At 65.0% G+C, this 25,974-nt stretch carries 31 protein-coding genes; 9 read left to right on the top strand and 22 right to left on the bottom strand.

Annotation, left to right across the window (positions count from 1 at the left end):
- Positions 1-24 precede the first annotated feature (24 nt).
- The 7 genes from LK12_RS04335 to LK12_RS04305 are packed head-to-tail and all read right to left on the bottom strand — an operon-like array spanning position 25 to position 6,876.
- A complete protein-coding gene (locus LK12_RS04335; RefSeq protein WP_039279684.1) occupies positions 25-450 on the bottom strand; it encodes a hypothetical protein in 426 nt (141 codons plus the stop codon).
- 47 nt (positions 451-497) lie between these two features.
- Complete coding sequence (locus tag LK12_RS04330) at positions 498-1,820, bottom strand: FliI/YscN family ATPase (RefSeq protein WP_052223141.1); 1,323 nt, start codon at positions 1,818-1,820, stop codon at positions 498-500.
- Positions 1,814-2,449 (bottom strand): FliH/SctL family protein, encoded by a 636-nt coding sequence (locus tag LK12_RS04325; RefSeq protein WP_039279682.1) that lies wholly within the window; start codon positions 2,447-2,449, stop codon positions 1,814-1,816. Before LK12_RS04325 ends, LK12_RS04330 begins: the two co-directional genes overlap by 7 nt.
- Positions 2,442-3,452: a flagellar motor switch protein FliG gene (fliG, locus tag LK12_RS04320; protein WP_039279680.1), complete on the bottom strand. Its 1,011-nt coding sequence runs from the start codon at positions 3,450-3,452 to the stop codon at positions 2,442-2,444. The genes LK12_RS04325 and fliG overlap by 8 nt, the downstream gene beginning before the upstream one ends.
- Positions 3,452-5,209 carry a flagellar basal-body MS-ring/collar protein FliF gene (gene fliF / locus LK12_RS04315; protein WP_039279678.1) on the bottom strand — a complete coding sequence of 586 codons (1,758 nt, stop codon included), beginning with the start codon at positions 5,207-5,209 and terminating at the stop codon, positions 3,452-3,454. The genes fliG and fliF overlap by 1 nt, the downstream gene beginning before the upstream one ends.
- Before the next feature lie 6 nt (positions 5,210-5,215).
- Positions 5,216-5,602, bottom strand: coding sequence for a flagellar hook-basal body complex protein FliE (fliE, locus tag LK12_RS04310; RefSeq protein WP_039279676.1), 387 nt, complete (start codon positions 5,600-5,602; stop codon positions 5,216-5,218).
- A complete protein-coding gene (locus LK12_RS04305; protein WP_039279675.1) occupies positions 5,599-6,876 on the bottom strand; it encodes a sigma-54 interaction domain-containing protein in 1,278 nt (425 codons plus the stop codon). The genes fliE and LK12_RS04305 overlap by 4 nt, the downstream gene beginning before the upstream one ends.
- A gap of 259 nt (positions 6,877-7,135) precedes the next feature.
- Here LK12_RS04305 and LK12_RS04300 point away from each other — a divergent pair, with 259 nt between their 5' ends.
- Positions 7,136-7,960, top strand: coding sequence for a flagellin N-terminal helical domain-containing protein (locus tag LK12_RS04300; RefSeq protein WP_039279673.1), 825 nt, complete (start codon positions 7,136-7,138; stop codon positions 7,958-7,960).
- 117 nt (positions 7,961-8,077) lie between these two features.
- Here LK12_RS04300 and LK12_RS23700 read toward each other — a convergent pair whose 3' ends face one another.
- From LK12_RS23700 to flgB, 15 genes are all read right to left on the bottom strand, one after another.
- The gene (locus tag LK12_RS23700) at positions 8,078-8,893 is read right to left on the bottom strand and encodes a nuclear transport factor 2 family protein (protein ID WP_052223140.1); all 816 of its coding nucleotides are present in this window, start codon (positions 8,891-8,893) and stop codon (positions 8,078-8,080) included.
- A gap of 4 nt (positions 8,894-8,897) precedes the next feature.
- The gene (locus tag LK12_RS04290) at positions 8,898-9,320 is read right to left on the bottom strand and encodes a nuclear transport factor 2 family protein (RefSeq protein WP_052223139.1); all 423 of its coding nucleotides are present in this window, start codon (positions 9,318-9,320) and stop codon (positions 8,898-8,900) included.
- A gap of 147 nt (positions 9,321-9,467) precedes the next feature.
- The gene (locus LK12_RS04285) at positions 9,468-10,307 is read right to left on the bottom strand and encodes a flagellar motor protein MotB (protein ID WP_039279671.1); all 840 of its coding nucleotides are present in this window, start codon (positions 10,305-10,307) and stop codon (positions 9,468-9,470) included.
- 1 nt (position 10,308) lies between these two features.
- Positions 10,309-11,172 (bottom strand): flagellar motor stator protein MotA, encoded by an 864-nt coding sequence (gene motA, locus LK12_RS04280; protein WP_039279669.1) that lies wholly within the window; start codon positions 11,170-11,172, stop codon positions 10,309-10,311.
- 57 nt (positions 11,173-11,229) lie between these two features.
- On the bottom strand, positions 11,230-12,153 hold the full coding sequence (gene flgL, locus LK12_RS04275; RefSeq protein ID WP_039279667.1) for a flagellar hook-associated protein FlgL: 924 nt from the start codon (positions 12,151-12,153) through the stop codon (positions 11,230-11,232).
- Between the two features lie 7 nt (positions 12,154-12,160).
- Positions 12,161-13,498, bottom strand: coding sequence for a flagellar hook-associated protein FlgK (flgK, locus tag LK12_RS04270; protein WP_039279665.1), 1,338 nt, complete (start codon positions 13,496-13,498; stop codon positions 12,161-12,163).
- A 3-nt stretch (positions 13,499-13,501) separates the two neighbouring features.
- Positions 13,502-13,834: a rod-binding protein gene (locus tag LK12_RS04265; protein ID WP_039279663.1), complete on the bottom strand. Its 333-nt coding sequence runs from the start codon at positions 13,832-13,834 to the stop codon at positions 13,502-13,504.
- Positions 13,831-14,928, bottom strand: coding sequence for a flagellar basal body P-ring protein FlgI (locus LK12_RS04260; RefSeq protein ID WP_052223186.1), 1,098 nt, complete (start codon positions 14,926-14,928; stop codon positions 13,831-13,833). The genes LK12_RS04265 and LK12_RS04260 overlap by 4 nt, the downstream gene beginning before the upstream one ends.
- An 11-nt stretch (positions 14,929-14,939) precedes the next feature.
- Positions 14,940-15,626, bottom strand: a complete 687-nt coding sequence (locus tag LK12_RS04255; protein ID WP_052223185.1) for a flagellar basal body L-ring protein FlgH — start codon at positions 15,624-15,626, stop codon at positions 14,940-14,942.
- Positions 15,627-15,631: 5 nt separating this feature from the next.
- Entirely contained in the window at positions 15,632-16,420 is a 789-nt protein-coding gene (flgG, locus tag LK12_RS04250) for a flagellar basal-body rod protein FlgG (RefSeq protein WP_039279659.1), read from the bottom strand.
- 15 nt (positions 16,421-16,435) lie between these two features.
- Positions 16,436-17,179: a flagellar basal body rod protein FlgF gene (locus LK12_RS04245; RefSeq protein WP_039279657.1), complete on the bottom strand. Its 744-nt coding sequence runs from the start codon at positions 17,177-17,179 to the stop codon at positions 16,436-16,438.
- 26 nt (positions 17,180-17,205) lie between these two features.
- Entirely contained in the window at positions 17,206-18,018 is an 813-nt protein-coding gene (locus tag LK12_RS04240) for a flagellar hook-basal body complex protein (RefSeq protein WP_039279655.1), read from the bottom strand.
- Between the two features lie 25 nt (positions 18,019-18,043).
- Positions 18,044-18,394, bottom strand: coding sequence for a flagellar hook assembly protein FlgD (locus LK12_RS04235; RefSeq protein ID WP_039279654.1), 351 nt, complete (start codon positions 18,392-18,394; stop codon positions 18,044-18,046).
- Entirely contained in the window at positions 18,391-18,783 is a 393-nt protein-coding gene (gene flgC, locus LK12_RS04230; RefSeq protein ID WP_039280341.1) for a flagellar basal body rod protein FlgC, read from the bottom strand. The genes LK12_RS04235 and flgC overlap by 4 nt, the downstream gene beginning before the upstream one ends.
- 17 nt (positions 18,784-18,800) lie before the next feature.
- Positions 18,801-19,145 carry a flagellar basal body rod protein FlgB gene (gene flgB / locus LK12_RS04225; protein WP_039280339.1) on the bottom strand — a complete coding sequence of 115 codons (345 nt, stop codon included), beginning with the start codon at positions 19,143-19,145 and terminating at the stop codon, positions 18,801-18,803.
- A gap of 211 nt (positions 19,146-19,356) precedes the next feature.
- On the opposite strand from flgB, the gene LK12_RS04220 reads away from it, so the two are divergent.
- The 8 genes from LK12_RS04220 to LK12_RS04185 all read left to right on the top strand — a co-directional run bounded on the left by LK12_RS04220 (position 19,357) and on the right by LK12_RS04185 (position 25,680).
- Entirely contained in the window at positions 19,357-20,037 is a 681-nt protein-coding gene (locus LK12_RS04220) for a MotA/TolQ/ExbB proton channel family protein (protein ID WP_052223138.1), read from the top strand.
- On the top strand, positions 20,034-20,474 hold the full coding sequence (locus tag LK12_RS04215; RefSeq protein ID WP_039279652.1) for a hypothetical protein: 441 nt from the start codon (positions 20,034-20,036) through the stop codon (positions 20,472-20,474). The genes LK12_RS04220 and LK12_RS04215 overlap by 4 nt, the downstream gene beginning before the upstream one ends.
- 55 nt (positions 20,475-20,529) lie before the next feature.
- Positions 20,530-21,027, top strand: a complete 498-nt coding sequence (locus tag LK12_RS04210; protein WP_039279650.1) for a flagella basal body P-ring formation protein FlgA — start codon at positions 20,530-20,532, stop codon at positions 21,025-21,027.
- A 111-nt stretch (positions 21,028-21,138) separates the two neighbouring features.
- Positions 21,139-21,456, top strand: coding sequence for a flagellar biosynthesis anti-sigma factor FlgM (locus LK12_RS04205; RefSeq protein WP_039279648.1), 318 nt, complete (start codon positions 21,139-21,141; stop codon positions 21,454-21,456).
- Entirely contained in the window at positions 21,453-21,785 is a 333-nt protein-coding gene (locus tag LK12_RS04200; RefSeq protein ID WP_231568236.1) for a flagellar protein FlgN, read from the top strand. Before LK12_RS04205 ends, LK12_RS04200 begins: the two co-directional genes overlap by 4 nt.
- 66 nt (positions 21,786-21,851) lie before the next feature.
- The gene (locus tag LK12_RS04195) at positions 21,852-22,757 is read left to right on the top strand and encodes a transglycosylase SLT domain-containing protein (RefSeq protein ID WP_231568235.1); all 906 of its coding nucleotides are present in this window, start codon (positions 21,852-21,854) and stop codon (positions 22,755-22,757) included.
- Positions 22,758-22,789: 32 nt separating this feature from the next.
- Entirely contained in the window at positions 22,790-24,895 is a 2,106-nt protein-coding gene (locus tag LK12_RS04190) for a flagellar biosynthesis protein FlhA (protein ID WP_052223184.1), read from the top strand.
- On the top strand, positions 24,892-25,680 hold the full coding sequence (locus LK12_RS04185) for a sigma-70 family RNA polymerase sigma factor (protein WP_039279642.1): 789 nt from the start codon (positions 24,892-24,894) through the stop codon (positions 25,678-25,680). Before LK12_RS04190 ends, LK12_RS04185 begins: the two co-directional genes overlap by 4 nt.
- Positions 25,681-25,974 lie beyond the last annotated feature (294 nt).

Below are 25,974 nucleotides of genomic sequence, written 5' to 3'. Positions count from 1 at the left end.
TCCTTGGTTCTGATTTGCAGAACTCTATTCAAGACCCGTGCCAGATCCCTTTCTGCTGGTTAAAACGGGCTGCTCGGACGCTTTTGCAATGAGCCGGGCCTGCAGTTCGGCACGTTCCTCGATGGCTGCACGGCGGCGTTCGGCCTCGGCCAGTTCACGCTGCTTGGCATCCGCGATCGACTGCGCGCGCAAGGCATCGCCGTCAGTGGTGCGGCTTATGGCTTGAAGGCCGCTTACGAAACGGCCGACCTGGCGCAGCGCAGCACCGTCGTCGGCCTCGCGGCGGTTGGCGTAATCGGCGGCCATGCGCCGCGTGCGGTCCGAAAGGGCGCGCAGCTGGGTCAGCGTGCTTTCGGCCTGCGCGGCTTCCACTGCCGCCGTCTGCTTGGCGATCGAGCGGATTTTCTCCAGCCGCTTCAAGCGGCCAAGGCGCTTGCGCTCTTCCTTCATCGGTCTGCCTTACGGCAGGAAATCGGAATGCCGGGGCCTGGCATCGCCTACCCCAGCAGCGCGTGGAGCTGTGCGGCGCTGTCATCCAGGTTGATCGTCTCGCCGGCAGCCTGGCACAGGAAGGCCGTGAGCAGGTCGTGCATGGCAATGGCGCGGTCAAGCTGGTGGTCGGCGCCCGATCGATAGGCCCCCATCAGTACGAGATCCCTGTTGGCTTCGTAGCTGGCGGTGAGTGCACGGAACTCGCGAGCGAGCTTCTGGTGATCGGGTGGTACGATGTCGTTCATCACGCGGCTGAGCGATGCCGCGATGTCCACCGCGGGATACTGGCCACGCTGGGCCAGATCGCGGGAGAGAACGATGTGGCCGTCGAGAATGGATCGCGCCGTGTCGACCACGGGGTCATCCTGGTTGTCGCCGTCGGCGAGCACGGTGTAGAGGCCGGTTACCGAACCGCCTGTCGCCGCGGAATTGCCTGCGCGCTCGACGAGCTTGGTTATCGTGGCCAGCGCGCTTGGCGGATAGCCGCGCGCAGCGCCGGGTTCCCCCAGCAGCAGCCCGATCTCGCGCGCCGCGTGGGCCACGCGGGTGAGGCTGTCCATGATGAGGAGGACCTTCTTGCCCCGCGCGCGAAAGTGTTCGGCCATCGAGGTGGCCAGCATCGCGCCGCGCAGGCGAAGGTTGGGCGCATGGTCGGCCGGGACCGCGACGACGACCGTCTTGTCCTTCTTCTCGGCGTTCATGTGCCGCTCGACGAAATCGGAGACTTCGCGCGCGCGCTCGCCGATCAGACCGACAATGACGATGTCGGCGCTCGAACCGCGCGCGATCATGTCGATCAGTACCGATTTGCCGACACCCGACCCGGCCATCACGCCAATGCGCTGGCCGATGCCGAACGTGGTCAGTGCATTGAGCGCGCGCACGCCGGTATCGAACGTTTCGCGCACCGGGCTTCTGTCGAGCGCAGAGGTACGAACGCCGCCGGCGGGCCATTCCATGTGCGAATGAATGGCCGGGCCGCCGTCGATCGGCAAACCTTCCCCGTCGACGGCACGCCCCAGGAAGGCTTCGCCAACCGGAAGCATCCCGGGTCGTCCTTCGGGGCATACGCGCGCTCCGGGGCGCAGCATGATGGTATCGCCCAGGAGCATCATCATGGTCTTGCCGTTGCGGAAGCCGATGACTTCGGCGGAAAGCGAAAGATCGCGGCCCTGGGCGATGCGGCAGATGGCGCCCACCGGCACCGACAGACCGCTCACTTCGAGCAGGCCGCCGTCGCAGGCAGACACGCGTCCGAACCGGCGCGGGGCAAGATCGATCTGCTCCTGGCCAAGATCGCCGAGAATGGAATCCCACAGCTTCAGCATTGGTGCATGGCCTCGGCAATGGCGAGACGCCAGGTTGCGGGCCCATCTTCAACGCCGCCGTTCTCGCTTTCGATGCGGATCGTGCCACGTTCGAGCGTCGCGTCGGGCTGCACCTGCCATTCGTCGGACAGGCGCTTCGAGATCAACTGGAGGTCCTCGGGGTGGATGCGGATCACGCGCTCGTCGTCGGCGCGGGCAAGCATCGATACCGCGCAGGTCACGCGGCGCATGAGTGCGTCCTCGTCGATCGCAAGCGGCGCGATCGCGGCTTCGCAAAGCGCGGACACGGTGTCGCGCAGGCGCAGCCGCAGTTCTGCTTCAAGCGTGGAATCGAGCCGGGCGAAGGCCAGCTTGAGCCCTTCGAAGGCGGCCGCATCTTCGGCTGCCTTGGCCTCGGCTTCGGCCCGTGCCTGCTCATATCCCGCTGCAAAGCCTTCGGTATAGGCCTCGGCGAGGGGGTCGGGCGCTTCGGGTTCGGTCTCGGCGGGCTCGGGTTCCGGTTCGGGCTCGGGTTCGGAGGCCGGCAATTCGCCGCCGAAGCGCCGGTCGGGCGTGAAGCCGCGCGGGCGCGATAGCGCCTCGACCAGACTGAAGCCCTGTCCCGAGACGGAAAATCCCAGGTCAGACATAATCGTCGTCGCCCGATCCGAACACGATCGTGCCGTCTGCCGCCAGCTTGCGGGCGATGGCCACGATTTCCTTCTGCGCCGAGACCACGTCGGCCAGCTTGGTGCGGCCACGCGCGGCGATTTCGTCCTTCACGCCGTCGGCGGCGCGGCTCGACATCGCCCGGAAGAAGAATTCGCGTTCGTCTTCGCCGATGCCCTTGAGGGCGTCGATCAGGGTATCGCTGGGAACGTCTCGCAGCAGGGCGCCCATCGCCATCGGTTCGAGCACGAAGAGGTGCTCGAACTTGAACATCTCCTCCTCGATCTTCTTGGCCAGCGGTTTGTCGAGCTTGTTGAGTTCGCTCATGATCCGCTTCTCGGTCGCCTTGCCGGTGCCGTTGATGATGTCCGCCGCTTCGCGCGCGCCGCCGATCTGCAGCGGCCGCTGGCCATGGGCCTCGGCGATGCGCTGGTTGAGCAGTTCGTCCAGCATTTCGAGTGCCGAAGGCGAAACCGGGCCCAGCGTGGCGATGCGGTGAATGACGGCCGGCTGCGTTTCCGGCGGGAGGGAGTGGAGCACTTCGGCGGCGACTTCGGGGTCGAGCTGGACCAGCAGCACGGCGATCGCCTGTGGGTGCTCGTCCTTGACCAGCGGCACAAGCGCTTCCGGCGTAAGCCAGCGTGCAAGTTCGAGCGTCGAGTTCTTTGTCGGTTCCTCCGGCACGATGCGGCGCATCATGTTCTCGGTCTTCACCTCGCCGATGGCGCGGCTCATCATCGTCCGCACCTGGCCGACACGATCATGCGCGACGAGTCCGAGTTTTTCGGTCTTCTCGACGAAGCCGGTAATGGCCTGAGCGATGACTTCCGGGCTTATCTCGCCCAGTGCGCACATCTTTTCGCCAAGCATCCGCAGTTCTTCGGGCTCGAGCTCCGAGAGGATGGTTGCCGTCTGGTCTTCGCCAAGCAGCATCATCATCACGGCTGCGCTGTCTGCAGCGCGCAGAGGTACGACTTCGGTCATCAGGCGGCTTCCTGCTTGGGCTCGTCCTCTACGGGCGGCTCATTGAGCATCTGGCGCAACGCGGCGACGGCACTGGCCGGTTGTTCGGAAACGAGGCGCTGGGCGAGGTCGAGCTGACGGGTCAGCAGATCGGCGCGGTTGATCTCGACATCGACGTCGCCATTGCCGCGGTTGGGCAACGCGCCGCGAACGGGCACGCCATCCGCACCGAGCGCAGGGACTTCGTCCGATGCTTCCGTCACGCCGTCTTCATCCTCGGCGTCGTCCTTGCCCTTCTTGGCCTTCTTCGCCTTGGCCGGCTTGTCACCGCGCAGAGCTTTCACCATCGGACGAACGCCGAGCATCAGGACCAGCAGAACCGCCAGCACGGCCGCGCCGTTGCGTACCAACATGGCGAACCATGCGGTCTCGTAGAAGGCGACGGGGCTCATTGCATTCGGCTCGAAGCTCCGGGTCACGACCTTGATCTGGTCGCCGCGTTGCGGATTGGCCCCCACGGCGGCGCTGACCAGCGCCTCAAGGTCCTTGAGATCCTGCGGTTTCGAACCCTCCATCGCATCGGCGCTGATCGCGACGGCCACCGACAGGCGCTTCACCGAGCCGGGTCCGCTGCTAGACACGGAGACTTCGCGGCCCAGCTCGTAGGTCCGGCTGGAGGACGATTCTCCGCTGGTTGGCGGGGTGGCGGCAGGCGATGCCGGCTGCGTCCCCTGCGGCGCACCGGGCGCGGCCTGGGTCTTCGTCGGCGGCGTGTTCGCAAGCACGCCGGGAATGCCGGTAGCAGCCTGCGAGGCGCCGGTGGTCTGCGACTGCTGTTCCGTCTCGGACCGGACGACGCCGTCCTTGTCGTAGCTCTCGCGGGCCGAGGTGACCTCGTCCATGTTGAGCTCGACCTGGATTTCGGACGTGAAATTGCCTTCACCCAGGACCGGGCGCAGCAGCTGGGAAACCTGTTCGCGCAGCTTGCTTTCCATCCGCGCCTGCAGGTCCAGCCGGTCGGAATCGACCCCGCCCGCTTCGGACAGCAATCTACCATGCTGGTTGACCACGCGTACGGCATCGGGGGAGAGGCCCGGCACCGAGCCGGCGACGAGATTGACGATGGCGGAAACCTGGCTCTCGCTAAGCTGGCGCCCTGCCTTCATGCGCACCATGACCGAGGCGGACGGCGGTACATTCTCGCGCACGAAAACCGACTTCTCGCCTTCGGCAAGGTGGACGCGAACCGAGGCGACGCCGTCGATCTCGCCGATGGTAAGCTGAAGGTCGTGTTCGCGCGCCGAACGCAACCGCTCGCCTTCCAACGTTCGGCTTGCGCCCATCGGCAGCTTGTCGAGCACGTCGTCGCCGCTTGCCGGGGTTGCCAGCGTGCCGTTCGACGCCACCAGCATGCGAGCCTTGTAATAGTCACTCTCCGCGACGGTCAGGGCGCCGGTGGTGTTGTCGATGGAATAGTCGATCGACGCCTGGTCGAGCGCAGCGGCCACGCCGGCGCGGTCGCTGTCATCGAGTTGGGAATAGAGTGTGCGTTGCGGATCGGGCGACATGGCGCTCCAGACCAGCAGGGCGCTGCCGACTGCCGACAGACCGATGAAGGCGGGCAGCATCTTTTTCACGGCGGGCTGTGCCGTGAACGCGGAAAGGCGCGTGAGGATGGTGCCGCCGTCCGGATCAGTGAACGGAGCGAACATCGAGGTCGGCGCGGGAAGGGCAGATCCCGGCGCGCCGTCCGGTGTAGCGGGAACGAGATCGGACATGGTCTATCAGACCCCCATTCTCATGATGTCCTGATAGGCGGACAGCAGTTTGTTGCGTACTTGCAGGGTCGCTTCGAAAGCGACGCCGGCTTCCTGACGGGCGAGCATGACCTTGGCGACGTCGGTAACTTCGCCGCGCTGGTATGCGTCGGTGATGTCGGCGGCCTTGGACTGGACCGAATTCACGCCGTCGAGAGCATTCTTGAGCGTGTCGGCGAAGCCCTGGGCCGGGCCTTGCGCCTCGGCAGGGCCGTTAGCGGCGGCAGCAGCATCCGCGCCCTGCGTGGAATGCAGGTTCTTGAGCAGATCGTTGCGCTGAATGATCTGCTGGCGCATCTGCATGATCTGCTGGATGCCACCGGCGCCACCGCCGATGCCTGAGACCCCGCTCATCGCCGGCCACCGACCGCAGTGCGGCTGATCTCAATGCCGGCCTCACGCAGCGAGGCGAGGCGATAGCGCAGGGTACGCTCCGAAATGCCCAGTTCGCGGGCGGCGCGGCCACGGTTGCCACCACAAGCCTCGAGCGTTTCCATGATCGCGCGGGCTTCGGAGATCTGCACGACGCTCGAAAGACGACGCGGCGCTTCGGCGGCCAGGGCTTCCATGCTGGTCGGCGCGGGTGCGGTGACGAGGCGGGCCGGGCTGTCGAAAACGATGTGCTCGGGCAGGATCGTTTCGCTGCCGTGAGCCAGAAGCAGGGCGCGGCGCATCACGTTTTCCAGCTCGCGAACGTTGCCCGGCCACTGGTGCAGCTTGAGCATGGCCAGCGCGCCTTCGCCAAGAACCGGGACGCGGGCCGGATCGGGAGCGTGGCGCAGGGCCATCGCAAAGGCGAGGGGGGCGATGTCGTCGGGACGTTCGCGCAGCGGGCGAAGCGTCAGCGGGAAGACGTTGAGACGATAGTAGAGGTCAGCGCGGAAACGGCCTTCGGCGACTTCGGCCGGCAGATCGCGGTTGGCGCAAGCGATTACCCGCACGTCAACCTTGATCGGGTGAGTCGCGCCGATGGGAACGACTTCCTGTTCCTGCAGCGCGCGCAGCAGCTTGGCCTGAAGCTGAAGCGGCATTTCCGCGATTTCGTCGAGCAGCAGGGTGCCGCCGTCGGCAGCGCGCATGAAGCCTTCGCTTGCCTGGGTCGCGCCGGTGAAGGCACCTTTCTGATGGCCGAACAGCATCGCCTCGAGCATGGCTTCGGGCATTGCCGCGCAGTTGACGGCAATAAACGGTCCGTCGCTGCGATCGCTGCGGGTGTGGATGAAGCGGCTGAGCACTTCCTTGCCGGTCCCGGTCGGCCCATTGATGAGGACCGGGATGTCGCTCGTCGCCAGACGTTCGGCCAGCGCGAAGATCGACAGGCTCTCCGGATCGGCGGCGATCGGATCTTCCGGGCCGGCCATGGCCGCGAGAAGCATGGCGAGCGATGCTTCGCTGACCGGATCGCCGTAAGTCAGGGCGATCTCCTCGGCGCCATGACGACGCAGCGCGGGGACCTGGCCCCGGGTCAGGCGCACGGTGCGTGCCCCCGAATGTAGCGGTGAAGCGTCGGCGGTGTCGCGCAAGTCGATGGCGCTGCAGTCGAACAGCGACGTCGCGATTGCCCCCGCGCGATTGACCAGCGACCCATGCTGGCGCACAAATTTATCGTTAAGAGCCAGAGCGGCCATGTCTCGATTTCCCCCAGTGGAATTAACCAGTTCCGAGGGTGCTTATCGGGCCCTAACGGCCAAGAGATTGGAAATTTAAGGCCCCGTATTAACACCTATTTTTGCCGTTACGCGGCAACGCTCTGCAGGGCATCCGGCAAACAACCGGCAAGAAAGCGGCTTAACTTTGCCGGTTCGTTGCCGGTCTATGCTGTGGCAGCCGTGCCGGATGGGCCGGCCAGGTTGCCCGAGTTTCGGGACACCTAACGGGAGCTTTTACATGTCAGTTATCAATACCAACATCGGCGCCATCAAGGCGATGAACGCCTCGAATTCGGCCAGCAAGATGCAGAGCACGGTCATGGAGCGTCTCTCCACCGGCAAGCGCATCAACGGTTCGAAGGACGACGCCGCGGGTCTTGCCATTGCCACCTCGATGACTTCGTCGATCAAGGGCATGAGCCAGGGCATCCGTAACGCCAACGACGGCATCTCGCTGGCTCAGACCGCCGACGGCGCTCTGTCGGAAGTCACCAACATGATGCAGCGCGTTCGCGAACTGGCCGTCCAGTCGTCGTCGGGCACCTACCAGGACTCCGACCGCGCCGCGATGCAGTCGGAAGTGTCCGCACTTACCAGCCAGATCGGCGACGTGCTGTCGCAGACCAAGTTCAACGGCAACGCGCTGTTCTCGACCACTTCGGGCACCGACGTCACCTTCGACATCCAGACCGGTGCGAACTCGGGCGAGACGATCGCCCTGACCTCCACCGCGATCGACGGCACCAACATCTCGGCTTCGGCGCTCGACGTGTCGACGAACACGGCGGCTTCCACCACGATCGACAACGTCGACCTGGCGCTCAAGGACGTCAACGCCACCCGCGCTTCGCTGGGTGCCGGCCAGAACCGTCTCGAATCGGCGATCAACACGCTGACCAACAACGTGACGAACCTGTCCGATGCACGTTCGCGTATCGAAGACGCCGATTATTCTTCGGAAACGACGGCGATGGCGAAGGCACAGATCCTCTCGCAGGCTTCGACCGCGATGCTGGCCCAGGCCAACCAGAGCCAGCAGAACGTGCTGTCGCTGCTGCGTTAATAAAAACAAACCTAACCGGCCTGCCCTAACCAAGCAGGTCCTCGGGCCCGGCGGGTTTCCCCAGACTGCCGGGCCCATTTTTGTGCGCACTGCCGGCAGGACATTGCCAGATCTGCCTTATTCGGCGATATTCATCGCATAGGTGCGGCGCGCGAACCGCCAGCGCCCGTCCTGCTTCACCAGTGTATCGTCATACCAGGCCGAAAATTTGCGGACCGTCCCCTCGATGCGCGCAATCTCGCGTACGTGGCATCGTGCGGTTGCAGTGTTCCCGGCCACGTGGATGGCGCCGGGCACGGCGAAGAAGGCCATGGCGTCCATCACTGCAAACAGCTGATCCCAACGCTCGGACAAGGCCTCCTTGCCGACCACCTCGCCTGCGGTGGTGTGCCAGACGCAATTCTCGGTCCAGCAATCGAGCCACTGCTGCTTGTCCATACGCGACGATGCGTCGGCGTAGCATTCCATCAGTTCGCGTATGGCCATGCGGTCGCGCGCACCTCCGGTAAAAGCCGCGCCGGGCAGATCGGGACGGACCTCGCGCTTGAGCGAATAGGTGCGGTCGACGAACCACCAGCGCCCGCCGCGCCGTTCCAGCAGATCCTCGTACCAGCCGACCAGATCCCAGGTCGATCCGTCCGCGTAGAGCAGGCTTTCGCTCTGGTAGAGCCGCGCGGTCGCTTCGTCGCCTTCGATCTGCAGGGCGCCGAGCCGGATGTCGATGGTGACATCGACGACGTCGGCCATGATATCGTCGAACATGGCGCCGATCGCGGCGATCCCTTCGATGTCGAAGTAAGGGGAACGCCAGCGGGCGTCATCGGCATAGGCGGCGAGCCAGGCCTGGCGGTCGATTCGCGCTGCGCCGTCGGCATAGCCCTCGTAAAGTTCGCGGATCGAGAGGCGATCGGATTCGGGGCCGGTGAAAGGCACCGGATCAGTCCGCGACGAGCTTGTCGAATTCGCCGATGGTCTGCGTGTAGTCTCGCCGGACGAATTTCCACGCCCCGTCCACCTTGCGCAGGCTGTCCGCATAATGGCCGCAAAGCTTGAATTGCCCGCCGTTCTTCATCAGCACCACTTCACGGGCATAGGAGCGCACCCTGGCCGTATCACCCTCGATCTCCATTGCGCCGATCTCGCCTAGGAAGGCGACCGCTTCCCAGTCCTTCCACAGACCGTCCCATGTCTGAAGCAGTGCTTCCTTGCCGGCGGCATCGAACAGGTGGCTGGTCCAGCGGCCGTCGTCGGTGAAGCAGGAAATCCACTCGTCCCTGTCGCCGCGCCAGCTCGCGTCGCCATAGGTGCCGTATAATTCGCGGATCGCGAGGCGATCCTCGATCGGCCCGGTGAATGCCATGTTGTGCTCTCCCTCTGCTCCGCGGCATGGTGCGTCGGCAGCGAGCAGTGGGCAAGCGTGACCGGATCGCTGCCGCGATGGGCCGGGGTGCAGGGCCGGGAAGCGGGACCGTTTCCGGCCCCGCTCACCGTGCTTTTCGTGCCTCCGTCAGTCGAGCAAGGTGATGGAGATGCGCCGGTTGCGCGGATCCTGCGGATCGGAGGGGATCAGGAGTTCGCGGTCCGCCACGCCCTCGATCCGCTTGAACCGGTCCTCGGCGATACCGTCGCGCATGAGCGCCTGGCGCGTCGATTCGGCGCGGCCCGCCGAAAGCGACCAGTTGTTGCCGTAGGCGTCCTCCTTGTAGGGCAGGGCGTCGGTGTGGCCGCGAATGGTGAGCTGACCCTGATCCGGGCCTACCGCCTCGGCAATCACGCCGATCAGTTCGGATGCTTCCGGGGTGAGGACAGTGGTGCCCAGTCGGAACATCGAGAAGTCGGCGTCGTCGACCAGGTCGATGCGGACGCCGAGCGACGTGTCCACGAGGCGCACCTGCTTGGCGAGCTGGCGCAGCCGCGCCGTCGCCTGCAGCTTCTGCATCAGAGCCTGCTTTGCCCGCGTCGTGCGCTTGACCTTGGAACCGCCTTCCTTGGGACCACCGGTGGCGTCGCGCGGAATGGTAAGCGTCTTGGTACCGGTCTGACCGGCCCGGTGCGGATAGTCGTCCGCATCGGTGAGCGACGAGCCGCCCAACAGGCCTGCGCCGGAGCCGGCGGACATTTCCTTGTTCTTGACCAGCGTGGGCGTGAAGTAGTCGGCAATGCCCTTGCGCTGCTTTTCCGTCGTGGCGCCCAGGATCCAGAGCAGCAGGAAGAACGCCATCATGGCGGTCACGAAGTCGGCATAGGCCACTTTCCACGCGCCGCCGTGATGACCGCCCTCTACGACGGTGATCTTCTTGACGATGATCGGTCTGGGCGGTTCGTTCTTGCCCTTCCTGCCTGCCATGTCAGCGGCCCCTCATCGCGTCGAGCAGTTCGGAGAGGCCCGGGCGGAAGGCGTGGCCGAGACCCGAACGGGCGGATTCGACGACCAGCGGTTGCGGCCAGCCATGGAGCGAGGCGATGATCACCTGCTTGACGGCATGGAAGATCTGTTCGTCCTGCTCGTTCACCTGCTTCAGGCGGCCGGCCATGGGGGCAACGATGCCGTAGGCCAGCAGAACGCCCATGAAGGTACCGACCAGGGCCGAACCGATCATGCCGCCGAGGATCGATGGCGGCTCGTCGATCGAGCCCATGGTCTTCACCACGCCGAGAACGGCCGCGACGATGCCGAGGGCGGGAAGCGAGTCCGCGAGGTTCTGCAAGGCGTGCTGCGGTTCATGCAGTTCGTGGAAGTGGGTCTTCATCGCATTGTCCATCACGTCCTCGACAGCATGGACTTCCAGCGTGCCCGAAGACACGACGATCAGGGTCAGCGTGTCGCAGATCAGGTGGACGAGCGGTTCGTTGGCCAGAACGCGCGGAAATTCCGCGAAAAGCGAGGAAGACTTCGGTTCGTTGACGTGACTTTCGAGAGCCACCGGTCCTTCGGACCGCAGGATCCGCATCAGCCGGGTGGTGAGGATGATCGCATCGATATGGTCCTGCTTGTTGTGCTTGGGCCCCTTGAACACGCGCGCGAATCCGGCACCTAGCGCCTTGAGTTCGTGCATCGAGTTGCCGGTAACGATGGCGCCGACGGCGGCGCCGCCGATGATCAGCATCTCGTGCGGAATGGCGTGCATGACAGGGCCGAGCGCACCGCCGGTGAGGGCGAAGCCGCCGAACACCATCACCAGCAATATGACGACGCCGATGATTGCAAACATGGTTAACTACCCCCGTCAAAAAACCACCCGACCCTGCCGATGGGCCGGGTGGTCACGTTATCTCAGATTGTCGAACAGGCTCAGGCCGGACAGCTTGGTAAAACTGGCCTGGCTGGCCTCGAGCACCGTCAGCGTCTGCTGAAGCTGCGCCACGGTGGAAGCAATGTCGGTTCCGCCCAGGTCGGCTTCCTCGGTGGACCGCAATTCGGAAAGTGACGTGCGCCGTTCGCTGACGACATCCAGCCAGGCGAGCCGAGTGCCGACCACGGTCTGCGCTGTGCTGAGCGTATCCAGGCCGGTCTTCAGCGAGCCGAGCGCATCATTGGCTGCGGCCGCCGGATCGGCGGTTCCGCTCGTGAGCGCGGCGGCAAGCGTCTTGATGGTCGCCATCACGTCGGTGTCGTTGCCGTTGGCATCGGTAAAGTTGAAAAGCTGGCGGCCGGTCATCGATCGCGTCACGCTCTGCCCGTCCCCGATCGGAAGCTCCGCCGAGGTGTTGCTGCCGATATACTGGGCATTGCCGCCTGCATCGAGCGTATAGGCATTGCCTGTGTTGTTTCCGCCGAACAGCGCGTGACCGCTGGAATCCCGAGAATTGGCGAGCGCGTAGAGATCGTCGTGGATCTGTGCGAGTTCTTCGGCGATGCCCGCGCGCTGGCTGTGGGTCAGCGTCGTGCTGGCCGCCTGCGTGGCGAGTTCCTGGGCCCGGATGATCGAGTTGGACATGTTGGACATGGCCGAGTCGGCCAGTGTCAGGTCCGCGTTGGCGCGGTTGGCGTTGGTCTTGTCGATGGTGGACAGCGATTCGAGCCGCGAGAGCGTGCGCAGGCGAGCCGCGGCGACGGGGTCGTCCGAAGAGCGGGTGAGCTTCTGGCCGCTGCCGAGCTGCGCCTGCAGCGTTTCGGCCTGCGAACGCAGGTCCTTCATGCCGGCGCGGGCCCGTTCGTAGAATGCGCTGGTGCTGGTCGAGACGATCGCCATGGTCGGTCTACCTGATGGAGAGGATGGAGTCGAAGATGTCGGAAGCCACCTGCATCACCCGGCCTGAAGCCTGGAATGCCTGCTGGTATCGGACGAGATTGACGGCCTCGTGATCGAGATCGACGCCGGCTTGGGCCTGCAGGGCGATCTTGGCCGTGCTGGCCACCGAATCCAGAGCATCGCGGGTCACGCTACGACCGGCGACGGCGCTGGAGATGTCGAACAGAAGCGTGTTCATGGCGCCGGCAGGGTCGGCGTTGGCAAGCGCGTTCTGCATGGCCGTGATGTTCGAAGCGTCGCGGCTGTTGGCGCCGCTGCCCGCTGGCGCGGTTGCAATGGCGCTGGAACTGGAGGCGACCATCGCGATGTCTGCCGCGCTGGTGCCCGAGAACAGGGGCTGGCCGGGATTGCCTTGGAGATCGACGCCGCTCGCCTGCGCGGTATTGACTGCGTCGATCACGCTGGCGGCGATCTGGTCGAGCTTGCCGCGAGTGGTTGCCAGTTCGGTCAGCGCCTGGGTCTTACCGGCAAGTGAGCCGGAGGAAAGCGTCGCGGCAGTGCCGTCCAGAGCGAACGAGACGGTGCCATCGGCGGCTGCTGTCATGGACAGCGTGCCAGAGCTGCCGCCGGTTACGAGCGCGGGACCCGCGCTGTTACCGAGTTTGACGGACACCACCCCGTTGGTGCCGAAGCTGGTGGAGATGCCGACCTTCTGGCTGAGCTGCTCCAGCAGCGAATCGCGCCTGTCCAGCAGCGTGGTCTGATCGCTGGAGGCGTCCGAGGCGCGCGTCAGTCGCAGGTTCACCTTGGCGAGTTCCGCCGAGAGGAGGTTGACATTGTCGACACCGTCTTGCGCCTCGAACTGCAGGCCGTCGCGGACCGCGTCGAGGCTGGACGAGGAAACATTCAGGGTTTCGGCGAGGTTGCGCCCCTGTTCCATCACGGAGGCACGCAGGCTGGTATCTGTGGGATCGGATAGCAGCTGCTGCAGCGCGCCTTCGAAGTTGACGATCGATTCGTAGGCGCCGGTCTGTTCGACCGCGCTCTCGATGTTTTCCAGACCCTGCACTTCGGCATCCGCGCGTGCGGCATCGGCGCCGGTACGGCGCACTTCGGATTGGCGGAACAAGTCGGCATTGCGCACGACACCGGTCACGCGCACGCCGGCCAGGTTGATTGCCGTAGGTGCCGAGCCGACCGAATTGGATGCCAGTTCGGCCACGCTCACGCTGCGCCGGACATACCCTTCCGACGACGCGTTCGAGATGTTGTTCGCGGTTACGTCCAGCGCCGCCTTGGCGGCGCGGGCCCCGGAACTGGCAATCGTGAGAAGGTCGGCGGCCATGGCTTACTTGCTCCCGTCCGCAGTCGTGTCGCTGCCGCCTCGGGTGTCCCCGGACGGCAGGAAGCGCGCCATCTGCGCCTCGATGATGGTGGCAAAGCCGAGCGCCCCGGACTGCGCGGTGACATCGGCGAAATGTTCGTCCTGCATCTGGTTGAACGTGTCGAGCGCTTGACTGCTGAACAGCTTGTCGCCGCCGAAGTCGCTTTTGCGCGCGGCGGCGAGCATCTGACGCATGAACAGCGCCTCGAACTGCTTGGCGACGGCCGACAGCTTTTCGCGGTCGGTCGCGGTCGGGGCCGTGGTCAGGCCGGCAACGGAAGACGCGATCGTGCTCATATCACCACCATCTCCGCTTTCAGGGCACCGGCCTGCTTGAGCGCCTCGAGAATGGCGACGAGGTCTGAAGGAGTTACGCCCAGCATATTAAGGGCATCGACTACCTTGGACAGCGAGGCACCGCCCTTGAACATGGCGACCGAGCGCTTTTCCTCGTCGGCCGACAGGGTGGAGTCCTGCTCTACGGCCGTGCGGCCACGGCTGAAGGGGGCGGGCTGGACGACTGTCGGATCCTCGTCGACCCGCACAGTCAGCTTGCCGTGGCTGATCGCGGCGGGCGAAAGGCGCACGGCCGAGTTGATCACCACGGTGCCGGTGCGGCTGTTGACGATGACGCGTGCGGCGGTTTCGGCCGGTTCGACCTCGATCATCTCGATCGCAGCCATCACGCTGGCGCGGGTATTGGGATCGAGCGGCAGGTGCAGCGCCAGGGTCACGCCGTCCTCGACCGAGGCAGTGCCCGGCAGGCGGCGGTTGACCGCATCGCGCACACGCGCGGCGGTAAGGAAGTCGGCGTCGAACAGGTTCCAGCGCAGCACCGGGTTGTTGTCGAAACCGGTGGCGACCGCGCGTTCCACGCTCGCACCATCGGCGATGCGGCCGACGGTCGGAATGTTGACGGTGAGGTTGGAGCCGTCCTTGCCCGAAATGCCGAGACCGCCCACGGCAAGATTGCCCTGGGCCATCGCATAGATCTGGCCGTCCGCGCCGTAGAGCGGGGTCAGGATCAGCGCGCCGCCGCGCAGCGACTTGGCCTTGCCGATCGTCGAGACGGTGACGTCGATGCGCTGTCCCGGCTTGGCGAAGGCGGGAAGATCGGCAGTGACCATGACGGCCGCGGCGTTCTTGAGCCCCGGCGCGACACCGGCGGGCAGGTTCAGGCCCATGCGGCCCGAAACGCCCTTCATCGCCTGGGTCAGGTATTCGAGGTTGTCGTCGCCCGTGCCCGGCAGGCCGACGACGATGCCGTAGCCGGTGAGCTGGTTCGAACGCACGCCCTGGAACTGGCCCAGGTCGCGTACGCGCTCGGCCATGGCGGCTCCGGGCAGGAGGACCGCGAGGGCGGCGAGGGAGAGGAGAATGCGGCGGATCATGTCGGTCACCATCAGAACGGCGAGATCAGGTTGAAGAAGCGGCCGAGCCAGCCTTGCTTGCTCGAACGCATCAGCGCTCCCTTGCCGCTGTATTCGATGTGGGCATCGGCAACGCGGGTGGAGGGAATGGTGTTTTCCTGATCAATGTCGGCCAGGCGAATGATGCCGGAGAACCGGACCCATTCATCTCCCTGGCTGAGCATCATCTGCTTTTCCCCTCTGACAAGCGCGGTGCCGTTGGGACGAACCTCCGCAATGGTGACGGAAAGCGTCGAGGCGAGCGTACTCGTCTGGGCGGCATTTCCCCCTCCATTGAACGACGAATTCGAGCTGGCTTTAAGCGCGTCCGGGTTCAGGAAGGACAGTGGGCCGGCGGTCGGTGGCAGGATCGAGGCGCCGCCGCTCTTGGAATTCTTGGAATTCACCGACTTGGCGGCAGTGGTGCTTTCGATCAGCAGAATCGTTACCGGATCGCCGACGCGGGCGGCGCGGGTGCCGGTATAGAGCGGAGCATAGCCGGCCGAAACATTGAAGATCCCGCCGGTCGCGGCCTGCGACTGGACGGGCTGGGCGAGGGGAAGCGTCGGTTCGAACCCGGAAGGTTCGTGCTTCTTGCGCGCTAGCGCGGGGCTGGCCGAGGCGCCCAGGACACTCACTGCGAGCAGTCCGGCGACGAACGGGGTGAACGTGCGGGTCATGGCCATTACAGCGTCTGGTTCGCGTTCTTGAGCATTTCGTCGACCGCGGAGATCATCTTCGAATTGATCTCGTAGGCCCGCTGGGTCTCGATCATGTCGACGAGTTCTTCGACGATGTTGACGTTGGAGCTTTCCAGCATTCCCTGCTTGATGTGGCCGCGACCCTGTTCCCCGGCGATGCCGAGCTGGGCCGGACCACTGGCGGCAGTTTCCATCATGAAGTTGTCCGAAGCGGCCTGGAGCGCCGCCGGATTGGTGAAGGTGGCGACAGTGAGTTGCCCGAGCTGCGAGGGATCGGTCTGCCCAGCGAGCTGTGCCGACACGGTGCCGTCCTCGGAGATGGTGATCGAGGTGGCGCCTTCGGGAATGGAGATCGGCGGCTGGACAATATAGCCCTGCGCGGTCACGAGCTGGCCTTCCGACGAGCGCGTGAAGTTGCCAGCGCGGGTGTAGCCGAGCTGGCCGCCGGGCAGCGACACCTGGAAGTAGCCGTCGCCGTCCAGCGCCACGTCGAGCGAATTGCCGGTGGATTGCAGCGAGCCCTGCGTTTCCATGCGCGTGGTCGACTGCACGCCGACGCCGGTGCCGAGATTGAGCCCGGTGGCATAAGCCGTCTCGTTCGAGGACTGGGCGCCGGCAACGCGGGCATCCTGATAGGCGAGCGTCGCGAAGTTGGCGCGGTCGCGCTTGAACGCGGTGGTCGAAACGTTGGCGAGGTTATTCGCGATCACGCGCATGCGCGTGTCCTGGGCCTCGAGCCCGGTGCGGGCGACCTGGAGTGCTGAACTTGGCATGGTCTAGGATCTTCCTCAGCTGTTGAGGCGCATGAGGCGGGCGCCGGCTTCATCGAGCTGGCTGGCCGTCTGCACGAGCTTGGTGCGCATATCGAAAAGGCGCTGGGCCGAGATCATCTCGACCAGCACTTCGGATGCGTTGACATTGGAGTGTTCGAGCGAACCGGGGATCACCCGGGCATTCTCGTCGACGGGGAGGACGCCGCCGCCCTGCACGCGGAACTGACCGGCAAGGTCCTTGGCGATGCGGGTGCCGGTGGTGCTGACCAGCTTCAACCGGTCGATCGCCTGCGGAGGCAGGTCGGGCGCGTTGGGATCGGCGAGCAGGACATTGCCATCGGGGGCAATGGACACCTTCGAGCCGGGCGGCACGGTGATCGGGCCATTGTTGCCGATCACCGGAAGGCCTTCGCCGTTCTGCAGCACACCCGTGACGGTTACCGACAGGTCGCCGCGACGAGTGTAGCTTTCCTGCCCGTCGGTGGCCTGAACCGCGAGCATGGCGTCGCCCTGCAGCGCGATGTCGAGCGGATTGCCGGTTTGGGCAATCTCGCCGTCCTTCATCGAGGCCCCGGTGACTTCGGTGCTCGTCATGGCCCGAACTTCCAGTTGCGGGCCTTCCAGCGTCATGGGCGTCGCCTGCAGGATTTCGGCCTTGAAGCCGACGGTCTGCGCATTGGCCATGTTGCTGGCGATGACGCGTTCGCGGTTTAGCGAAGCGTTCATGCCCGAAACGGCGGTATAGATCAGACGGTCCATCGGTCAGCTCCCCAGCGTTATTCCGATCAGCTGCGCAGGTTCATGATCGCCTGCGAAATCTGGGTCGCAGTGTCGATCGCCTTGGCATTCGCCTGGAAATTGCGCTGCGCGGTGATCAGCGAGACGAGTTCTTCGGCAATGTCCACGTTCGAGCGTTCGAGAGCGCCAGAGAGCAGGCTTCCGTAGCTGTTCGAACCAGGCTGGCCGTAAGTGGCGCTACCCGAGATGCCGGTAGCGGCCCACGAGGAGTTGCCGAGCTGCTTGAGGCCGGTCGGCGCAATGAAGTTGGCGAGGCCGACAATGCCGAGCGTCGAGTTGGTGCCGTCCGCATAGGTTGCCACGACCTTGCCGTCCTGGCCGATCGTCACACCCGCGAAGTCGGCGCCGGCGGCATTGGTTGCGGGGATCTGGGCCGATTGCAGCGTGGTGCTGGAAATGTTGCCTGCGGCATCGACCGGGTAGATCTGGAGACGCGCGTTCTGGGCGTTCTTGATGTAGCCGTTGCCGTCGATCGAGAACGAGCCGTTACGGGTGTACTGGGTGTCGCCGGAAAGCGGCGAGACCATGGTGAAGAAGCCTTCGCCGTTGATGGCGACGTCCAGGGCATTGCCGGTCTGCTCGAGCGCGCCGATCGAGAAATCCTGGGTGATCGCGGCGACGCTGGAGCCGACGCCGGTGGTGGTCGCCGGGTTCGACATCACCGAGCTGGCGACGATATCGGAGAAGGCGGTGGTGCTCTTCTTGAAAGCGCCGGTCTCGGCGTTGGCGATGTTGTTGGAAACGACGTTGAGGTCGGTCTGCGCAGCCTTGAGGCCGCTAAGCGAGGTGTAGAATGACATCTTGCATTACTCCTGCGGATGGGGGTCAGGCTGCGGCCTGGGTATCGGTAGAGGCGGCGGTGTCGCCGGCGGCGATCTTGCCGGCGAGTGCGGCGACGGCCTCCTGGGTGGAGGTCTGCGCCGAAACGACGGAATCGAGTTTCGCCGAAATGGACTTGAGCGTGTCTGCCATCTCGGTCGTCCCTGCCAGCGAGGAGAACTGCGCCATCTGCGCCAGCATCTCGGTCTGGTCGGTCGGATTGAACGGATCCTGTTGCTGCATCTGTGTCATCATCAGTTTCAGGAAATCGCTCTGGTCGAGATCGGAGAGCGAGGTCTTGCCCGTCGACGAGAGTGTCGTCGCCGCGCCGGTCGAGGTTACGGAATTGACGGTCATTTCATCCTCATCGTGTCGAGCATGAGCTGCTTGGCGGTGGAAAGGGCCTCGACCATGTTCTGGTACTGGCGCGAGGCTTCGAGCATCTCGACCATCTCCGCGTTCTCATCGACGGGAGCGACCCAGACATCGCCATTGGCATCGGCCAGCGGGTGGTCTGGACTGTGCTGGCGCACAGCGGCGGCGTCTTCACGCACGACGCCTTGCACATCGACGCTGGCCAGGCCGCTGGCGCGGTCGAGATCTTCGGAAAAGACGGCGCGGATCGGCTTGTAGGCTTCTTCCTCGCTGCCCGAGACGGTGCCGGCGTTGGCAAGGTTCGATGCGGCAGCGTTCATCCGTACCAGTTGGGCGGACATGCCGCGCTGCGCGAGGCTGAACAGGGTCATCGGCTGGTTCGGCACGATCAGTCTCCCTTCAAGGCCCGGGTCACGGTGTCGACGCGCCCGCGAATGAACTCGAGCGTGGCGGCATAGCCCACGGCATTTTCCGAGAAGGCGAGCTGCTCGTTTTGCAGCTCCACGGTGTTGCCATCGAGCGAGGGCATCACGGGCACGCGGTAGAGCGTCGCCTTGTCGATTGCGGAAGACACATCGGTGCCACCTTCCGCCGCCCTGAGTGCGGCGGTGAAGTCGATGTCTTTCGCCTTGTATCCGGGCGTTCCGGCATTGGCGATGTTTGAGGCAAGAACCCCCATGCGCTGCGAGCGCAGCTGCAGGGCCGTACCATTGATACCAAACAGATCGGGCATGTCTTCGCGTCCCAATAATTGCTTGCCCGTATGTTAAGCAAAGGTCGTGCCAATTTTGGGGTCGACGCATTTGTGCGGTCTTTGGCGCCAGGTGGCAGCGGGGACCCTGCAGTTGCGGCAAGAGTTTGCCGGAAAGCGGCAATTGTTCGCCTGACGGCACTTCAAATCGCTGCCAGCCTGTCGTTCTGCAGGGGGAAGGAGACCTGCACCGATGCAGCCCGAAAACCTGTTCGATGCCACCAGCGCCCTGATCGTCGTTGGCGGGACCTGTCTTGCCACAGTCCTGCGCAGCGGCCTGACCGACACGCGTGCCGCCCTTGGCGCGCTTGTCAGACTAGGGCGAAAGGAATTCGATGCCGCCCGCGTGCGGGCGGAACTGGCCGTGCAGGTCCGTGAAATGCAACGCAATGGCGTGATCCGAACTGAACCGCCCCAACTGGGCGACGTCGAGTTCGACGAGGCGACCGATGCCTTGATCGGTACCCGCTCCGTCTCGGCGCTGCACCGTTCGCACACTGCCCACAAGCGACGCCGCAATCACGGCGCCATGCGTGCCGTGCGCACCCTCAACCAGGCTGCCGACCTTGCGCCGGTATTCGGCCTTGCCGGTACGCTCGTGTCGCTAAGCCAGTTGCCGACCGGTGCCGGTCCGGGTGGCAGTTTCACCGATGCCATATCCATGGCCGTGCTCACGACTCTTTATGGTCTGCTGCTGGGCAATCTCTTCTTCGCGCCGCTGGCGCGCGCGGTGGCACGGCGGGCTTCGGACGAGGAGAAGGAACGGCAGGCCGTGCTCGACTGGCTCGAAAAGCAGGTCGCGGACGCCTTGCCGGACAATCCGGGGCCGACCGTCGTCCGCCACCGCGCAGCCGCCGGCGGGCGCGGCAGATGAGCGTTCGCGTCGGGCAGAGTTGGCAGACTTCGCTGGCCGACTTGTCCCTGATCCTGTTCATGGCCACGGCCGCAGCCGTCAGCCAACAGCCGGACGCGCCGCCTGGCGAGAATGCCTCGGTGGCGCCGTCGGCCCGGACCGAACCGCTTTCGGTCTATGTCGCCGCGCCCGATGCGCCGCCGCTCTCGCTGTGGCTGCACCAGCAGGCGGAAGATCCCCGACAGCAGCTTACTATTACCGCGCGCTACGGTCGCAATGCGGATGCGCGGGCGCAGGCGAAGGCCTTGTCGGAGGCGACCCGATTGCTCGAGCAGGCAGGGTCCGAAGGCCGCGAGGCGCGTATCGTCGTCGAACCGGGCGACGGGCCCGCGCGCGCCGTGCTGGCGTATGATTCTCCCACGGGCGAGGATGCCGCTGCGAACGGCACTACCCGATAGGATGGCATGAGGCTTGCATTGGAAATGACAAATTCCAATTGACGGGAACCATGTCATGACCCCCAGTCTAATCCTTTTTGCAGCCGCTGCGGTCTCCGGAGCCTATGCCGATCTCGACGCGATCGATCGCCAGGTGGCAGCCTTTACCGGAGCGCCCGTCGGTGCAGTCGGCGGTGCGCTGACGCCGGTGGATCGGCGCTTGCGCTTGCAGCCTTGCCGAAGCGGCATTGCCCTGTCCTGGCGCACCACGCAGCAAATGAGCGTTGTCGTGCAATGCGGAGACGCCAATGGCTGGCGCCTGTTCGTGCCCGTGAAGCGCGCCGCGCCTGTAGCGGCCGCGGCTCCCGTGGCCGACGCCATCCACCGCGGCGATGCCGTTGCCATCGCGATTACGGGTGAGGGTTTTACGGTTTCTCAACCGGGAGAAGCCATGGAGGCGGGAGCGGTCGGCGACTGGATTCGAGTGCGGCCTACAGCTCCGGGAAGTGCCCGTGCAGAGCCCATGCGTGCGCGGATCGAACGTCCCGGCCTGGTGACACTGCCGATGCCCTGAAGCGGCAAAATTATTCTTGTTTTGCCGGCAAATGGCAGTTTTTTGCCGCCCCCATTAAAAATTCTCGTGCCGCACCGTTCTTGAGTACAGGAACTTTCAAGGAGCGGCATCATGCCACCTATCGAAGTCGGACCTGCACGCGCAATTAGCGCCATCGAAGCCAGGCTGGCCCGCAAGGCCGGCGCCGAGGCGTTGCCCGGTGCCAACGGGGTAGCGGCGAAGCGCAACAGCGAAAAGACCTCGAGCGGACTGAACAGCACGAGCGTGGAAACCTCCGCGGCGCTCGACCCGGGCTCGGCCCCGGTCGATGCCGACCGCGTGAAGGAAATCCGCAAGGCTGTCGAGCAAGGAAAATACCCGGTGGTCCCCGCCAAGATCGCCGACGCCATTATCGCAGCCGGTGTGCTGCTGAGGAGCCCGAAGCAATGAGCAGTGTCCACCTTCGCGATACCTTGCGGCAGATGCTTGCCGTCCTCGAGGAGGAGCGGCAGGCCCTTGCCGGATTGGACCTCGATGCGATCGTGGGCGCTACCAATGACAAGAACCGCTTGTGCGGCACGCTCGATTCCGCGGAAGCGCTCGAACTCGACGAGGAATGCCGCGGCATGCTCGAGAGTGCTCGCCGCCTGAACGAGGTAAACCGCCAGGTTCGCAACATTATCGCGGCCAACGTGTCCCGGCGGCTCGACGCCCTGACCGGCGGCCCGCAGCTCTATCGCGCCGGCGCGACCTACTCTGTCGCTGCCAGCCGCGCCTGACCTGAGAGGGTTTGGCACGCCCCTTGCTTAAACAGTTTCCGGTAACTTTTGTGCCGGGAGCTGGAATTGAGCGAAGCACACGTCAGTATGGGGATCGGCGGCGCGGTTGCGCCCGGGGGCACGCAGTCGCGTGCCGCCATCGCCCGTGCCTCCCAGGCGACCGGGGTCGACTTCAATTACCTGCTTGCCCAGGCAAAGCTGGAATCGAGCCTTGATCCCAATGCCCGCGCTACGACCTCCAGCGCGGCGGGACTCTATCAGTTCACCAAGAGCACCTGGGCCGAGACCCTGGAGCGCCATGGCGCGAACCATGGCATGAGCTGGGTCAACGATGCGATCCGCGGAGGACGCATCTCGGATGCCGGTACGCGTGCGCAAGTCATGGGCCTGCGCTACAACGCCGATCTCTCGGCGATGATGGCGGCCGAACTCGCCAACGACAACCGCGCGGAACTGACTGCGCAGCTGGGCCGCGAGCCCGATGCCGCCGAACTCTACATGGCGCACTTCCTCGGCAGTGCCGGCGCCAGCAAATTCCTTTCCGCACTGGCTTCCGATCCGTCGCAGAGCGCGGCGTCGATCCTGCCCAAGGCAGCTGCGGCCAACCGTTCCATTTTCTATTCGGGCGGGAGCCCGCGCAGCGTCGGTTCGGTCATGGACCTGATGCGCGGCAAGGTCGCCAATGCCATGGAAGGCGGCGACCCATCGCTCTGGGCCAGCGCTGCTTCCGCGCAGGGCGTCTCCGCTCCCCAATCCGCACAGCAGAACAGCGCGCAGGCCAACGGCTGGCAACCGTCGATGGGTCCGATCGCGCGCGAATTCCATGCCGGTCTCGGCAGTGCGCCGCAGGCGCCGCAGGTCTCGACGCGTTCGATGGCCGAAACGCTGCGCGGCACCTTCGGCGCTTCTTCCTCCGCCGCGCCCGCACAGGTGCGTGACGCCTACGCCAAGCTCGCGAGATTCAACCTGTGAATGTGTTCAAACGCATAAACGACCCCGGCGCGATGGCGCTGCCGGCCGGCATCCTGATCCTCATCGTCCTGATGATCGTGCCGGTTCCGGCCTTCATCCTCGACGTCTCGTTCGTCATGAACATCGCACTGTCCGTTGCGGTGCTGATGGCGGCGATGAACGCGGAAAAGCCGCTGGACTTCTCCTCGTTCCCGTCGGTGCTGCTCTTTGCCACGCTGCTGCGCCTCGCGCTCAACGTCGCCTCGACCCGCGTCGTGCTGGTGCATGGCCATGAAGGCGGCGAAGCGGCCGGCAAGGTCATCGAATCCTTCGGCGAGTTCCTCATTGGAGGCAACTTCGCCGTCGGCATCTTCGTCTTCCTGATCCTGGTGATCATCAACCTGGTCGTTGTCACCAAGGGTGCGGGCCGCGTGTCCGAAGTGTCCGCGCGCTTCACCCTCGATGCCTTGCCCGGCAAGCAGATGGCGATCGATGCCGACCTTGCCGCCGGCCTGATGACCGCTGAAGAGGCCAAGGCCCGCCGCCGCGAGGTTTCGACCGAGGCGGATTTCTACGGCTCGATGGACGGTTCGTCCAAGTTCGTGAAGGGCGATGCGATCGCCGCCTTGCTGATCCTGGGCGTGAACATCATTGCCGGCTTCTGCCTCGGCATGATCAGCCACCAGATGTCGGCCGGCGATGCTGCGCAGACCTATATCACGCTCGCCATCGGCGACGCGCTGGTCGCGCAGGTTCCCTCGCTGCTGCTCTCGATTGCCGCTGCTGTCATCGTTACCCGCGTTTCCGACAGCCGCGACCTTGCCGGCCAGATCGGCGGCCAGTTTGCCGCCCCCGGCACCTGGTTGCCGGTGGCCGTCGTGCTGGGTGCTATTGGCATGATCCCGGCGATGCCGCAGACCATCTTCCTGCCCGCGGCCGGCCTGGCACTGTGGCTGTGGCATGCGCTGCGCAAACGCGCCGCCCTTGCCGCCGTGCCGGTGGTCGAGCCCGAGCCCGAAGTCGATCCGGCCAAGATCGTGCTGGAGGACGTTTCCGACCACACGCTCGTCACCATCGAGCTGGGTTACGGCCTCGTGCAACTGGTCGACGAACGGCGCGGATCTCCGCTGGTCACCCGCGTTACCGGGGTGCGCAAGCAGCTCAGCCAGAGCTTCGGTTTCATCGTTCCGCAGTTCCGGGTGCGCGATGCCCTCGACATGTCGCCCTACGATTACCGCATTCTGTTGGGCGGCGTGAACCTGGGCGGCGCAATGATCCGTCCGGACAAGGTGCTGGCCATCGATACCGGCGAAGTGCGCCAGGGGCAGAGCCTGCGCGGCGAGTCCACGCAGGATCCCAGCTTCGGCTGCCCGGCCATCTGGATCGATACGGCGGAGCGCGACCAGGCGACGGCGGAAGGCTTTCTTACTGTCGATCCCGGCACGGTCATCGCCACGCACCTCAACCAGCTTCTGGTCGAGCGTCCGCAGGACATGCTGGGTCCCGATCAGGTCAAGGATCTGCTGGAATCGCTCAAGGACACGGCCTCCGGTCTAATCGAGACGATCCACCCGCAGCCGCTTTCGCTTGCCGCGGTCACTCGCCTGCTGCGCGCCCTTCTGGAAGACCACATCCCGATCTCGCACCCGCTGCCGATCCTCGCGAGCCTTTCGCGCGCCGTGCAGCAGACGGTCGAGCACGACCGCCTCGTCGAACTGGTCCGCGCAGACCTTGGCGCGCTGATCGTCGGCCGTATCTGTCCGCCCAACGAGCGCTTGCCCGTCGTGACGCTGGATGCCGGTCTCGAAGGCTCGATTGTTCAGGGTATGCAGGATCCCGTCACCGGCCAGCCGGTGATCGAGCCCGATCTCGCCCGGATGATCGGCGAAACCATCTCTGCGCTGTCCGAGGCGCGTGGGCCGGGAGCCATCCCGCTCACGCTCGTCGTCCAGCCGCGGGCACGCCGGGCCTTGGCCGCGCTGCTGCGCATGCGCGCGCCCTCGTGTCTCGTCATCTCGATCGCGGAACTGCCCTCGACGCAGCCGATCGAGGTCATCGATGTCGTCGGAGCGCCGCCGCCGGTCAACCAGAACCCGGGCCTTCCGAACCCCGATTCACACGCAAATCACACCCACGAAGCTGAGAGCATGGCAGCATGAAACAAGACCAGCAGGCTTTCACGTCGCAGTCCGTAGCGCCAGTGACGTATGCACCACCCACCGGAGGCAAGGCGGGTCGCGTCGCCGGCGCCTACCAAGGCGATGTCGCGGACCGCGTCCGACGGTTCCTGCCGATGGTCAGGCGTCTCGCCTGGCACGTCCACGGATCCGGCCGCCCGGGCATAGAACTGGAGGATCTCGTCCAGGCGGGGCTCGTCGCGCTGACCGAATGCGCGCAGAAGCATTCGGGGCCGACCGAGGACGGCTTTGCCGCCTATGCCAAGATGCGCGTGCGCGGGGCGATGGTCGATCTCATCCGCCGCAACGTGCCGATGTCGCGCGGGGCGACCGAACGGCGCAGGCAGCTCACCGCTAAGGAAACCGAATTGCGCGCCCAGCTCGGACGCGATCCGCATCCGGGCGAACTGGCAGAAGCCATGGGCATTGCCGAGGCGGACCTCGCCACGTTGCAGGACGCGAGCCGCCCCTTACGCTTCGATTCCATCGACGAGGTCTATTCCGACCAGAACACCGCCTTTGCCGACGACAATCCCGACAGTTTCTCCCTGCTGGCGGACGAAGAACTGCGCGGATCGGTGATCGAGGCGATTTCCGATCTGCCCGACCGGCTCAAGATGGTGGTGCAGCTCTACTTCGTCGAGGAACTGAACCTCGCCGAGATTGCCGAAGTGCTGCAGGTTTCGGTGCCGCGCGTGCACCAGCTCAAGGCCCAGGCGCTGAGCAAGCTGCGCGAGAGCCTGGAGGGCGTTGCCGAGATCTTGTGAGGGCTGCAGCCGCTTTTCAGGATTTTAATCCGGAACCTGCCTTTCCGGACACGCCGACATTGCGGAAGCGCGTTCGGGCTTAACAATGTAGGCGCGGTCAGCTAATTTCGCGGCATGGAACGACTTATCCGTACACTCGCCAGTCCGCTCCCAACGATTATACTGGCGGTCTTCGCGACCTTTGGAACCGTGATCGTTCTTGCTGACATTATGGGATTTTTCGACCCTAACTATCAGGGCTTCGTCATGGTTATGACGTTTTGCTATTGGGTCAGCGTAATGATGGAATTGCGG

Origin of the sequence: Novosphingobium malaysiense (assembly GCF_000802225.1) — a bacterium.
Taxonomy (GTDB): domain Bacteria; phylum Pseudomonadota; class Alphaproteobacteria; order Sphingomonadales; family Sphingomonadaceae; genus Novosphingobium; species Novosphingobium malaysiense.
Note: the sequence above shows the minus strand (reverse complement) of the source record. Positions and strands in the feature narration are given on the sequence as shown.

Coding starts and splice junctions, on each gene's coding strand:
- flgK (WP_039279665.1), bottom strand. CDS start 13,498: ATGGCCGCCGACCTTCTCACGATTGCCAGTTCCGGGGCCCGCGCCGCC.
- flgB (WP_039280339.1), bottom strand. CDS start 19,145: ATGCCCGATCTGTTTGGTATCAATGGTACGGCCCTGCAGCTGCGCTCG.
- LK12_RS04285 (WP_039279671.1), bottom strand. CDS start 10,307: ATGGCAGGCAGGAAGGGCAAGAACGAACCGCCCAGACCGATCATCGTC.
- fliF (WP_039279678.1), bottom strand. CDS start 5,209: ATGTCCGATCTCGTTCCCGCTACACCGGACGGCGCGCCGGGATCTGCC.
- LK12_RS04335 (WP_039279684.1), bottom strand. CDS start 450: ATGAAGGAAGAGCGCAAGCGCCTTGGCCGCTTGAAGCGGCTGGAGAAA.
- LK12_RS04325 (WP_039279682.1), bottom strand. CDS start 2,449: ATGTCTGACCTGGGATTTTCCGTCTCGGGACAGGGCTTCAGTCTGGTC.
- flgC (WP_039280341.1), bottom strand. CDS start 18,783: ATGACCCTGTTCAGCCTCGCGCAGCGCGGCATGTCCGCCCAACTGGTA.
- LK12_RS04220 (WP_052223138.1), top strand. CDS start 19,357: ATGCAGCCCGAAAACCTGTTCGATGCCACCAGCGCCCTGATCGTCGTT.
- LK12_RS04260 (WP_052223186.1), bottom strand. CDS start 14,928: ATGATCCGCCGCATTCTCCTCTCCCTCGCCGCCCTCGCGGTCCTCCTG.
- LK12_RS04265 (WP_039279663.1), bottom strand. CDS start 13,834: ATGAGCACGATCGCGTCTTCCGTTGCCGGCCTGACCACGGCCCCGACC.
- LK12_RS04290 (WP_052223139.1), bottom strand. CDS start 9,320: ATGGCATTCACCGGGCCGATCGAGGATCGCCTCGCGATCCGCGAATTA.
- motA (WP_039279669.1), bottom strand. CDS start 11,172: ATGTTTGCAATCATCGGCGTCGTCATATTGCTGGTGATGGTGTTCGGC.
- flgG (WP_039279659.1), bottom strand. CDS start 16,420: ATGCCAAGTTCAGCACTCCAGGTCGCCCGCACCGGGCTCGAGGCCCAG.
- fliE (WP_039279676.1), bottom strand. CDS start 5,602: ATGAGCGGGGTCTCAGGCATCGGCGGTGGCGCCGGTGGCATCCAGCAG.
- LK12_RS04200 (WP_231568236.1), top strand. CDS start 21,453: ATGAGCAGTGTCCACCTTCGCGATACCTTGCGGCAGATGCTTGCCGTC.
- LK12_RS04330 (WP_052223141.1), bottom strand. CDS start 1,820: ATGCTGAAGCTGTGGGATTCCATTCTCGGCGATCTTGGCCAGGAGCAG.
- LK12_RS04210 (WP_039279650.1), top strand. CDS start 20,530: ATGACCCCCAGTCTAATCCTTTTTGCAGCCGCTGCGGTCTCCGGAGCC.
- LK12_RS04215 (WP_039279652.1), top strand. CDS start 20,034: ATGAGCGTTCGCGTCGGGCAGAGTTGGCAGACTTCGCTGGCCGACTTG.
- LK12_RS04205 (WP_039279648.1), top strand. CDS start 21,139: ATGCCACCTATCGAAGTCGGACCTGCACGCGCAATTAGCGCCATCGAA.
- LK12_RS04300 (WP_039279673.1), top strand. CDS start 7,136: ATGTCAGTTATCAATACCAACATCGGCGCCATCAAGGCGATGAACGCC.
- LK12_RS04190 (WP_052223184.1), top strand. CDS start 22,790: ATGGCGCTGCCGGCCGGCATCCTGATCCTCATCGTCCTGATGATCGTG.
- LK12_RS04240 (WP_039279655.1), bottom strand. CDS start 18,018: ATGTCATTCTACACCTCGCTTAGCGGCCTCAAGGCTGCGCAGACCGAC.
- LK12_RS04255 (WP_052223185.1), bottom strand. CDS start 15,626: ATGACCCGCACGTTCACCCCGTTCGTCGCCGGACTGCTCGCAGTGAGT.
- LK12_RS04245 (WP_039279657.1), bottom strand. CDS start 17,179: ATGGACCGTCTGATCTATACCGCCGTTTCGGGCATGAACGCTTCGCTA.
- flgL (WP_039279667.1), bottom strand. CDS start 12,153: ATGGCGATCGTCTCGACCAGCACCAGCGCATTCTACGAACGGGCCCGC.
- fliG (WP_039279680.1), bottom strand. CDS start 3,452: ATGACCGAAGTCGTACCTCTGCGCGCTGCAGACAGCGCAGCCGTGATG.
- LK12_RS04305 (WP_039279675.1), bottom strand. CDS start 6,876: ATGGCCGCTCTGGCTCTTAACGATAAATTTGTGCGCCAGCATGGGTCG.
- LK12_RS04185 (WP_039279642.1), top strand. CDS start 24,892: ATGAAACAAGACCAGCAGGCTTTCACGTCGCAGTCCGTAGCGCCAGTG.
- LK12_RS04235 (WP_039279654.1), bottom strand. CDS start 18,394: ATGACCGTCAATTCCGTAACCTCGACCGGCGCGGCGACGACACTCTCG.